The sequence below is a fragment of the Streptomyces sp. NPDC054961 genome (genome assembly GCF_053609145.1).
The window spans coordinates 44,149-54,393 of the sequence record NZ_JBSGWY010000051.1 but is presented as its reverse complement, the minus strand read 5'-3'; the positions used below and the strand labels follow the sequence as shown (position 1 = coordinate 54,393).

The following is a 10,245-nucleotide window of genomic DNA, read 5'->3' as shown; positions in this document are numbered from 1 at the left end:
GCCCCGCGCGGCGCGCCGCGCCGGGGCCCGCCGCCGGGCCGGGGCGCGCGCGGCGCGGCCCGGCCCCGCCCCCCGCCCCCCCCCCGCCGCGGCTTCCGCACACCGAACTACCGACAAGGCGGCAGCACATGGGTATGACGACTCCCCAGGTCGTCGTCCACCGGGACAAGGAGCTGATGGCCCAGGCCGCGGCGGCCCGGCTGATCACGAAGATCGTGGACGCGCAGGCGGCCCGCGGCAGCGCGTCCGTGGTCCTGACCGGCGGCCGCAACGGCAACGGCCTGCTGGCCGCGCTGGCCGCGGCCCCGGCCCGGGACGCGATCGACTGGTCCCGGCTGGACCTGTGGTGGGGCGACGAGCGGTACGTGCCCGCCGACGACCCCGAGCGCAACCACACCCAGGCCCGCGAAGCCCTCCTGGACGCCGTCCCGGTGGACCCCGCGCGGGTCCACGTCATGCCCGCTTCCGACGGCCCCTACGGGGACGACGTGGACGCGGCGGCCGCCTCGTACGCGCAGGAGCTCCGCGAGGCCTCCAGCCCCGAGGACCACGGCCCGGTGCCCCGCTTCGACGTCCTGATGCTGGGGGTCGGCCCGGACACCCACGTGGCGTCCCTGTTCCCGGAGCACCCGGCCTCCCGGGAGACCGAGCGCACGGTGGTGGGCGTGCACGGGGCGCCGAAGCCGCCGCCGACCCGGGTCTCGCTGACCCTCCCGGCGATCCGGGCCGCGCGCGAGGTGTGGCTCCTGGCGGCGGGCGAGGACAAGGCGGGCGCGGTGGCCATCGCCCTGGGCGGTGCCGGTCAGGTCCAGGCACCGGCGGCCGCGGCCTACGGCCGCTCCCGGACCCTGTGGCTCCTGGACCGCGCGGCGGCCGCGAAGCTCCCGCCGGGCATGTACCCCCCGGCCTCCTCCTGACCGCTCGGACGAAAGGGGCCCGCCCTCCGTTCGGAGGGCGGGCCCTTTCACGTACCTGGCCGGGGGCGCCGGTCAGCGGCCCCGGAGCGAGCGGTACGTCGCCACCAGCGCGCGCGTGGAGGCGTCGAGTCCGGCCACCTCTTCGCCGGTGACCAGTGCGGGTTCCAGCCGCTTCGCCAGGACCTTGCCGAGCTCCACGCCCCACTGGTCGAAGGAGTCGATGTTCCACACCGCGCCCTGGACGAACACCTTGTGCTCGTACAGCGCGATCAGCTGGCCCAGCACCCCAGGGGTGAGGTCGGCCGCCAGGATGGTCGTCGTCGGGTGGTTGCCCGCGAAGGTCTTGTGCGGGACGAGCGACTCCGCGGCCCCCTCCGCCCGGACCTCGTCCGCCGTCTTGCCGAAGGCCAGCGCCTGCGTCTGCGCGAAGAAGTTCGCCATCAGCAGGTCGTGCTGGGCCGCCAGCGAGGGCGACAGCTCCTCCAGCGGACGCGCGAAGCCGATGAAGTCCGCGGGGATCACCCGCGTGCCCTGGTGGATCAACTGGTAGTACGCGTGCTGCCCGTTGGTGCCGGGCGTGCCCCACACCACCGGGCCGGTCTGCCATTCCACCGGATCGCCCTGGCGGTCCACGGACTTGCCGTTGGACTCCATGTCCAGCTGCTGCAAGTACGCGGTGAACCGGGACAGGTAGTGGCTGTAGGGCAGCACCGCGTGCGACTGGGCGTCGAAGAACGCCCCGTACCAGATCCCCAACAGGCCCATCAGCAGCGGCGCGTTCTCCTGCGGCGGCGCCGTGCGGAAGTGGTGGTCCATCTCCGCGAAGCCGTCGAGCAGCTCGCGGAAGGCGTCCGGACCGATCGCCACCATCAGCGAGAGGCCGATCGCCGAGTCGAAGGAGTAGCGCCCGCCGACCCAGTCCCAGAACTCGAACATGTTGGCCGGATCGATGCCGAAGTCGGTGACCTTCTCGGCATTGGTCGACAGCGCCACGAAGTGCCGCGCCACGGCCTCCTGGCCGGCGCCGAGGCCGGCGAGCAGCCACTCGCGCGCGGAGGTGGCGTTGGTGATGGTCTCGATCGTCGTGAAGGTCTTCGACGCGATGATGAAGAGCGTCTGCTCCGGGTCCAGGTCCCGCACGGCCTCGTGCAGGTCCGCGCCGTCCACGTTGGACACGAAACGCAGGGTCAGGCCCCGGTCGGAGAAGGCGCGCAGGGCCTCGTACGCCATCGCCGGGCCCAGGTCGGAGCCGCCGATGCCGATGTTGACCACGTTCGTGATGCGCTTGCCGGTGAAACCGGTCCAGGCCCCCGAGCGGACCTGCTCGGAGAAGGCCGCCATCTTGTCGAGGACGGCGTGCACGCCGGGTACGACGTTCTCCCCGTCGACCTCGACGACCGCGCCCCGCGGTGCGCGCAGCGCGGTGTGCAGGACCGCCCGGTCCTCGGTCGTGTTGATCTTCTCGCCCCGGAACATCGCCTCGCGCAGCTCCGCCACGCCCGTGGCCTGCGCGAGCTCCCGCAGCAGTGCCAGCGTCTCGTCGGTCACGAGGTGCTTCGAGTAGTCGATGTGCAGGTCCCCGGCGCGCAGGGTGTAGTTGGCGCCGCGGTCCGGATCCGCCTCGAACAGCTCCCGCAGATGCGTCTGTCCCAGCTCGTCCCGGTGCTTGCCCAGTGCCATCCACTGCGGCGTCCGGTTGAGCTTCGTTCGGCTGTCTGCATTCATCTCGGACATCAACCCACTTCTTCCGTCCTGTCGTGCCCCGCCGTTCCCCAACCTAAGGGATGGGAAGCGGCACAACCGACACAAAGCAGCCCGGCCCGCGGGAGAAGAAGTCTCCCGCGGGCCGGGCCCGGGTCACACCAGTCGTCTTGTCGGCGGAGCGTCAGATCTCGCCGCGCAGCTTGGCGAGCGCTTCGGCGAGAATGGCCTCGCCGTCGGCATCCGTTCGCCTTTCCCGTACGTACGCCAGGTGCGTCTTGTACGGTTCGGTGCGCGGCGGCGCCGGGGGGTTGTCCCGGTCCTGCCCGGCCGGGAACCCGCAGCGCGGGCAGTCCCAGGTATCGGGCACCTGCGCGTCGCTGGCGAAGCTCGGCTGCGTCTCGTGCCCGTTCGAGCACCAGAAGGAGATGCGCAGGCGGGGCGCGGACTCGCCGCGCTCGGCCTCACCCATCGGCCCCGCTCCGACCCGACTGCCACGGATCGCGTTGCCACTTGCCACGGTCGTAACTCCCTGCGTAATGGTGCCGCGAAGCGTGAGTGGATTCCGTCGCGGGCGCCCAAGTCTACGTAAGGCCCAACGCGCGTCCAGTGACTGGAGTTACCCATTCCAGACGTGAACGCCGGACCTCATGATAGGCCGGGGGGAGCCGACCGGACTGCCGGAATGGCCAGAACGCCTCAGCTGCCGCTGGACTTCATGAGCAGACCGAGCGCGACGATGCACGCGAACCACAGCAGACCGATCACCACGGTGATGCGGTCGAGGTTGCGCTCCGCGACCGAGGACCCGCCGACCGAGGACTGCATGCCTCCGCCGAACATGTCGGAAAGGCCGCCGCCCTTGCCCTTGTGCATCAGCACGAGCAGCATCAGCAGGGCGCTGAAGACGACCAGGGCGATCGAGAACCCCATAATCACGGCTGATTCCTACTTTCTGGCTTTCTGGGCTTTCCCGCTCTGCGAAACGTACGCGGGGGCCAGCGGCTGGTGTTTCAGCCCGCTGGCCCCCGCAAGGGTACGACGGATCCGCCCTACCGCATACTCACGATCGGTTACCCGACGACCATGGACCGCGTCCTACTGGTCGCGGAACCGGACGATCTTGACGAACTCGTCCGCGTCCAGTGCCGCGCCGCCGATGAGGGCGCCGTCGACGTCCGGCTGGGCCATGATCGCGGCGATGTTGCCGGACTTGACCGAGCCGCCGTACTGGATGCGGACCTTGTCGGCCAGCTCCTGCGAGTACAGCTCCGCGAGGCGGCCGCGGAGGGCACCGCAGACCTCCTGGGCGTCCTCGGGGGTGGCGACCTCGCCGGTGCCGATCGCCCAGACGGGTTCGTACGCGATCACGATGGACTCGACCTGCTCGGCCGGAACGTCCTTGAGGCCGCCGTCGAGCTGGCTCAGCGTGTACGGGACCTGCTCGCCGGCCTTGCGGACGTCCAGGCCCTCGCCGACGCACAGGATCGGGGTGATCCCGTGCTTGTAGGCGGCCTTGACCTTGGCGTTGCAGATCTCGTCGCTCTCGCCGTGGTACTGGCGGCGCTCGCTGTGGCCGACGGCCACGAACGTGCACTTCAGCTTCGACAGCATCGGGCCGGAGATCTCACCGGTGTAGGCACCGGAGTCGTGCGCCGAGATGTCCTGGGCGCCGTACTTGATCTTCAGCTTGTCGCCGTCGACCAGGGTCTGGACCGAGCGGAGGTCGACGAAGGGCGGCAGGACCGCGACCTCGACGGCGTCGTAGTCCTTGTCGGCCAGGGCGAAGGCGAGCTTCTGGACGTGGGCGATGGCCTCGAGGTGGTTGAGGTTCATCTTCCAGTTGCCCGCCATCAGCGGGGTACGCGTGGTCATGCGGTTCAGACCTCCAGTGCGGCGAGGCCGGGGAGCGTCTTGCCCTCGAGGTATTCGAGGGAGGCGCCACCACCGGTCGAAATGTGGCCGAAAGCGTTCTCGTCGAAGCCGAGCGTGCGCACGGCGGCGGCCGAGTCGCCACCGCCGACGACGGTGAAGGCGCTGCTGTCGACGAGGGCCTGCGCGATGGCGCGGGTGCCGCCGGCGTAGTCGGGGTGCTCGAAGACGCCCACGGGGCCGTTCCAGAAGACGGTCTCGGCGTCGGCGATCTTCGAGGCGTACAGCTCACGGGTCCTGGGACCGATGTCCAGACCCTCCTGGTCGGCGGGGATCTTGTCCGCGTCGACCGTGATGAACTCCGCCGGGGCCTTGGTCTTCAGGTCCGGGAAGTCCTTCGAGGCGAGGATGTCGACCGGGAGGACCAGCTCGACGCCGTTGGCCTCGGCGCGGGCCATGTACTCCTTGACGACGTCCACCTGGTCCTTCTGGAGCAGGGAGATGCCGACCTCGTAGCCCTTGGCGTGGAGGAAGGTGTAGGCCATGCCGCCGCCGATGAGCAGGCGGTCGGCCTTGCCGAGCAGCTCGTCGATGACGGCGAGCTTGTCGGAGACCTTGGCGCCGCCGAGGATGACCACGTACGGGCGCTCGACCTCGGCGGTCAGCTTCTTCAGGACGCCGACCTCGGTGGCGATGAGGTAGCCGGCCGCGTTCGGGAGGCGCGCGGGGAGGTCGAAGACCGAGGCGTGCTTGCGGTGGACAGCGCCGAAGCCGTCGCCGACGTAGACGTCGGCGAGCTCGGCGAGCTGGTCCGCGAAGGCGCCGCGCTCGGCGTCGTCCTTCGAGGTCTCACCGGCGTTGAAGCGGAGGTTCTCGATGACGGCGACCTGGCCGTCGGCGAGGGCGGCGACGGTCTCCTTGGCGGAGGCCCCGACGGTGTCGGTGGCGAACGCGACGGAGGCGCCGAGCAGCTCGCCGAGGCGGGCGGCGGCCGGGGCGAGCGAGAAGGCCGGGTCCGGGGCTCCCTTGGGGCGGCCCAGGTGCGAGGCCACGATCACGCGGGCGCCGGCCTCGGCGAGCTTCGCGATGGTCGGCTGCACGGCACGGATGCGGCCGTCGTCGGTGATGTCACCGTTGGCGAGCGGCACGTTGAGGTCGGCGCGGACGAAGACCCGCTTACCGGAAACGCCCTCGGCGAGAAGTTCGTCGATCGTCTTCATGCTTTTTCTGCTCCTTTTCCCCGGCCGGGTCCTGTACCCGTGCGGGGCGAGAGGTACAACGCACACAACGGGGCCCGTACAGCGCTTCGTCGCGCTGAACGAGCCCCGGTGCTCACATTGTGGTGCCTACTGCCGTGATGCTCAGAGCTGGCCGCCGACGAACACGGTCAGGTCGACCAGACGGTTGGAGTAGCCCCACTCGTTGTCGTACCAGCCGATGACCTTGACGCTCTTGCCCTGGACCATCGTCAGGGAGGAGTCGAAGGTGCAGGAGAACGGCCAGTTCACGATGTCGGAGGAGACGATCGCGTCCTCGGTGTAGTCCAGGATGCCCTTGAGCTGACCCTCGGAGGCCTTCTGGAACGCGGCGTTGACCTCGTCCTTGGTGACCTCGCGCTCGAGCTCGATGACCAGGTCGGTCACGGAGCCGGTCGGGACCGGGACGCGCATCGCGATGCCGTCGAGCTTGCCCGCCAGCTCCGGGATGACCAGGGCGGTGGCCTTGGCGGCACCCGTCGTGGTCGGGATGATGTTCTCGGCGGCGGCGCGGGCGCGGCGCAGGTCCGAGTGCGGGAAGTCCAGGATGCGCTGGTCGTTCGTGTACGCGTGGACCGTCGTCATCATGCCCTTGACGATGCCGAAGTTCTCGAGGAGGACCTTGGCCATCGGCGCCACGCAGTTGGTGGTGCAGGAGGCGTTGGAGATGACGTGGTGGTTGGCCGCGTCGTACTTCTCCTGGTTGACGCCCATCACGATCGTGATGTCCTCGTCCTTGGCCGGAGCCGAGATGAGGACCTTCTTCGCGCCGGCCGCGATGTGCTTGGCGGCGTCGGCCTTCTTCGTGAAGATGCCGGTCGACTCGATGACGATGTCGGCGCCCAGTTCGCCCCAGGGGAGGTTCGCGGGGTCACGCTCGGCGAACGTCTTGAAGGTGTGGCCGTCCACCGTGATGGTGTCGTCGGTGTGGCTGACCTCGGCCTTGAGGCGGCCCAGGATCGTGTCGTACTTGAGCAGGTGAACCAGAGTGGCGTTGTCAGTCAGGTCGTTGACACCGACGATCTCGATGTCCGCTCCCTGCTCCAGGAGCGCACGGAAGTAGTTGCGGCCAATTCGGCCAAAACCGTTGATGCCTACGCGGATCGTCACGAACCGATCTCCTCGTTGGGTGCGCCGGCCTGTCCGCCGGCGAGCTGTATGGGATGTCCCCGACCGCTTACGACCCTACCTCTCCGTGAGCTTCGAGGTGACATCGGCCATCGGCTGACACGCCCCGAGGCCCCGTACTCCAAGACACGTACGGGGCCTCGGGGACCTTAGCCCCGGTCACTCACAGTGAGATTCCGGGGCTCCTTTGATCAGTGGTTCAGCGACCTGAGCGCCTTACCGACGAGTACGGCTCGGTCCGCCGCGGCCGGCACGTGCTCCAGACCGAAGCCCAGCAGCACGGTGTCACGCGTAGTGACGGCGGCATAGGACTTGAACAGCTCTCCCGACCGGGACCAATCGCCCGGAACATCGGGACTTCCGGCAGGTGCGCCCTGAGCGGCCCAGACCCCGAGCGAGGTCTCGAAGCCCTCGGCCGCCTGGTCCGCTCCGCCGGCCGAGAGCCGGGCCTCGTCCGCGAACACTCCGCGACCGCCCGAACCCGGGTCGGTGATGTAGGAGAGCGAGACCTCGACGCTCTTGCCCGCGTACGCGCTCAGGTCGAACGAGACCTGCTGCCAGCCGCTGGAGGAGCCGGTGAACGAGTTCCAGGAGCCGCTGGTGCCCTGCGGGGCGCAGTTGCCCGCGCCGAGGGTGAGGTAGTGGCGCAGGAACGGGTGGTCGTTGACGAAGAACCCGGCCCCGCACTCCTGCGGAACCGTGCTGCTGCTCAGGCCGCCCGCGTCGGGCAGCGTGGTCCAGTCGTCGCCGCCGACGGTGTGCGCCTCCAGGACGGCGTGGTCGTAGCCCTCCTCGGTGTTCCAGTTCAGCGCCGTCTTGAGCTGCGGCTTGTCGGCCGCGGTGACGCCGGTCAGGTCGATGGTGCGGGTGAGCCGCTTCCAGTCGTCGTCGGCGTGGGCGGCCGAGGCCATGCCGGTGCCGGCGTACGGGGCGTACGGGTTGACGACCCCGGCGTACTGGCCCGCCTGCGCGCTCTTGAACTGCGGGAACTGCGCCGCGGGCAGGGTGTCGGAGGTGACCGTGTAGGAGCCGGGGCGGTCGAGCGGGTTGCCCGCGGCGCCGCCGAGGCCGCCCTTGGCGCCGGCGAGGGAGCCCGCGCCGGTGAAGCCGGTGGGGCCGGCGACGTTCGCGCGGGCGTAGGCACCGAGGAAGTACTGGCTGAAGTCGTCGGTCACGGCGCGGCCGACCTGGGCGTTGCCGCCGGCCAGCTCACCGGCCTCGATCAGCTTGCCGCCCTCGTTCAGGAAGTCGCGCACCGCGAGCTGGGTGTCGCCGCCCGGGGACTTGGCCCCCGTGTAGTGGACGGCCGTGCGGAAGTGCGCGAGCACGCCGAGGTGGTGCGGTGCCCCCTGCGCCGCCACGTCCCAGACCGCCGCGCTCCTGCCGTTGGCGCGCAGGGCGTCCACGTACTCCTGGGCGTGCTGCGCCGGGGCGCCCTCCTCCGCGATCACCAGCACGTCGGCGCGCGGCCGCTCGGCCACCGTGTACGTGAAGTGCTCGCTGGAGACCTGCTTGCCGGTGCGGTCGCGCCCGGTGAACCAGACCTCGACCTTGTCGCCGGGCTTGGCGCCGTCGACCTCGGCCCGGTACGCGTCGAACCAGTTGTTGTCGTCGCCGCCGTAGACCTCACCGCCCTTCCAGGCCTTGAGGTCCTCGTCGTGGGTGCGGCCCCCGTTGATCCTGTAGTTCAGCTCCTTGTCCTTCAGCGCCTTGCGGGCCGTGACGGCGACCGTCTGGTCCTCGCCCCGGGCCGCGTAGGAGGTGGTGAAGGGGTCCAGGGTGAAGTCGGCGGCGCTCAGGCCCACGGAGGACTTCGGCTGGTCCGGGTGTTCGGCGCTCTCGGCCACGGAGAGCGCGAAGGGGATGTTCTTGGCGAACTCCGCCTGGATGAGCTTCTCGTCGTCCGGGAAGTTGAAGCCGGAGGCGCAGTCCTCGGGCTTCCACTGGTCGTTCGGGTCGCTCTCGGAGGCCGTCTGGCAGGTGGTCATCTCGGGCGTGAACATCATGACGCCGTTGGCGTTGGCGGCCTGGCTGTCGGCCTCGCCGTTGGTGGTGTAGAGCTCAGAGGAGACCTGGGGGTAGTAGCCGGGGACGGCCGAGTTCTCCGGGGTGCCGGCGAGCGCCTTGTAGGCGATGTCGTCGGGGGTGGGGGTGGCCACCTGCCAGCCCACGCCGTAGAGCAGCAGCTCGGCGGCCGAGTGGTAGTTGATGGCGTAGTCGAAGCCGATGCGCTTCTCGAACGTGTCGAGGGCGACGGTCTCGGGCTCGGAGGAGGCCTTGGGGCCGCGGTAGGTCTCGCTCGACAGGTTGGGCGAGGAGCCCTCGTTGTCGTAGCCCCACTTGTAGGCGAAGTTGCGGTTGAGGTCGACGCCGTCGCCCGCAGTGATCTTGCCGTCGCCGTTGTTGTCGTGCAGGTTCTTGCGCCACAGCCGCTGGCCGTCGGGGGCGAAGGTGTAGTCGTAGCCGTCGGGGTTGGCGGAGAGCAGGAACCACATCTCGGTGGAGTCCACCAGCTTGGTGATCCGCGGGTCCTTGCCGTAGTTGTCCAGCGTGTGGTGCATCAGCCGCCGGGTCATCTCGGGGGTGATCCACTCACGGGCGTGCTGGTTGGACATGTACAGCACGGAGGGCCTGTCGCCGTCCTTGGACTTCTTGGCGTTCTTGGTGACCTTCAGCGCGAGGATGTCCTTGCCCTGGACGGTCTTGCCGATGGAGACGACCTTGGTGAGGCCGGGATTCTCCTGGGCGGTGCGCAGGATCTCCTCCTGGAGCCCGCCCTTGCCGCTGTACGGGCGGAACACCCCGTCCCCGGCCGCCAGGGAGCGCGCCGCGGCCCGGGCCTCGACCTTGCGCTCGGCGAGCCGGACGCCCTGGGCGGCCAGTTCCTTGGCCTGGGCGCCGGTGAGGAAGAGCTCCACCTTGGCGGTCCCGGTGTCCGGGGCGCGTTCGGAGAGCTCGTGCGCGTCCTGGCCGGCGGCCAGCACGAGCGGGACCTGTTCCTTGGTGATGTCGGCGTCGTAGACCCGCACCTCGTCGGCGGCGGACGGTCCGTCCGCCCGGCCCTGGGCGGTGGCCGCCGCGGGTAGTGCGGCCAGTGTGGTTCCGAAGACGAGTGCGCTTGCGGCGAGGATCGATCTCGCGCGGTGCCTCATGTGCCCCCCTGGGCGTCGTCTGCCACGAAAGCTTCGGACGACAGGCTCACGACCAGCACATGCTCATGTCAATGGGGCATACCGAAAGGGGGCCCCCCGCTACCACCGGGGGGCCCCCCCCCCGCACAAAATATTTTGGCCGCCCGGGCGGGCGCCGCCCCGCCCGGCGCGGGGCCGGCCCGGCGCGGGGGGGTTTAAAAAAAATAACCCGGCGCCCGA

General features: G+C 69.9%; 8 protein-coding genes. 1 reads left to right on the top strand and 7 read right to left on the bottom strand.

Annotation, left to right across the window (positions count from 1 at the left end):
• Positions 1-134: 134 nt before the first annotated feature.
• Positions 135-917 carry a 6-phosphogluconolactonase gene (pgl, locus tag ACWF9Z_RS32105; protein WP_453608109.1) on the top strand — a complete coding sequence of 261 codons (783 nt, stop codon included), beginning with the start codon at positions 135-137 and terminating at the stop codon, positions 915-917.
• Positions 918-989: 72 nt separating this feature from the next.
• Here pgl and pgi read toward each other — a convergent pair whose 3' ends face one another.
• From pgi to ACWF9Z_RS32070, 7 genes are all read right to left on the bottom strand, one after another.
• Positions 990-2,642: a glucose-6-phosphate isomerase gene (pgi, locus tag ACWF9Z_RS32100; protein ID WP_453608118.1), complete on the bottom strand. Its 1,653-nt coding sequence runs from the start codon at positions 2,640-2,642 to the stop codon at positions 990-992.
• 160 nt (positions 2,643-2,802) lie between these two features.
• Positions 2,803-3,138: an RNA polymerase-binding protein RbpA gene (locus ACWF9Z_RS32095; RefSeq protein ID WP_007263454.1), complete on the bottom strand. Its 336-nt coding sequence runs from the start codon at positions 3,136-3,138 to the stop codon at positions 2,803-2,805.
• Positions 3,139-3,317: 179 nt separating this feature from the next.
• A complete protein-coding gene (gene secG, locus ACWF9Z_RS32090) occupies positions 3,318-3,551 on the bottom strand; it encodes a preprotein translocase subunit SecG (protein WP_215024172.1) in 234 nt (77 codons plus the stop codon).
• Between the two features lie 165 nt (positions 3,552-3,716).
• Positions 3,717-4,493, bottom strand: a complete 777-nt coding sequence (tpiA, locus tag ACWF9Z_RS32085) for a triose-phosphate isomerase (protein ID WP_453608105.1) — start codon at positions 4,491-4,493, stop codon at positions 3,717-3,719.
• Between the two features lie 5 nt (positions 4,494-4,498).
• Positions 4,499-5,710, bottom strand: a complete 1,212-nt coding sequence (locus ACWF9Z_RS32080; RefSeq protein ID WP_453608102.1) for a phosphoglycerate kinase — start codon at positions 5,708-5,710, stop codon at positions 4,499-4,501.
• A 141-nt stretch (positions 5,711-5,851) separates the two neighbouring features.
• Positions 5,852-6,856 (bottom strand): type I glyceraldehyde-3-phosphate dehydrogenase, encoded by a 1,005-nt coding sequence (gene gap / locus ACWF9Z_RS32075; protein ID WP_453608100.1) that lies wholly within the window; start codon positions 6,854-6,856, stop codon positions 5,852-5,854.
• A 209-nt stretch (positions 6,857-7,065) separates the two neighbouring features.
• Positions 7,066-10,026: a M14 family zinc carboxypeptidase gene (locus ACWF9Z_RS32070; RefSeq protein ID WP_453608097.1), complete on the bottom strand. Its 2,961-nt coding sequence runs from the start codon at positions 10,024-10,026 to the stop codon at positions 7,066-7,068.
• Positions 10,027-10,245: the final 219 nt, after the last annotated feature.

Bases quoted from the DNA above. Each gene is read 5' to 3' on its own strand.
- pgl (WP_453608109.1), top strand. From the start codon at position 135: ATGACGACTCCCCAGGTCGTCGTCCACCGGGACAAGGAGCTGATGGCC.
- pgi (WP_453608118.1), bottom strand. From the start codon at position 2,642: ATGAATGCAGACAGCCGAACGAAGCTCAACCGGACGCCGCAGTGGATG.
- tpiA (WP_453608105.1), bottom strand. From the start codon at position 4,493: ATGACCACGCGTACCCCGCTGATGGCGGGCAACTGGAAGATGAACCTC.
- secG (WP_215024172.1), bottom strand. From the start codon at position 3,551: ATGGGGTTCTCGATCGCCCTGGTCGTCTTCAGCGCCCTGCTGATGCTG.
- ACWF9Z_RS32070 (WP_453608097.1), bottom strand. From the start codon at position 10,026: ATGAGGCACCGCGCGAGATCGATCCTCGCCGCAAGCGCACTCGTCTTC.
- ACWF9Z_RS32080 (WP_453608102.1), bottom strand. From the start codon at position 5,710: ATGAAGACGATCGACGAACTTCTCGCCGAGGGCGTTTCCGGTAAGCGG.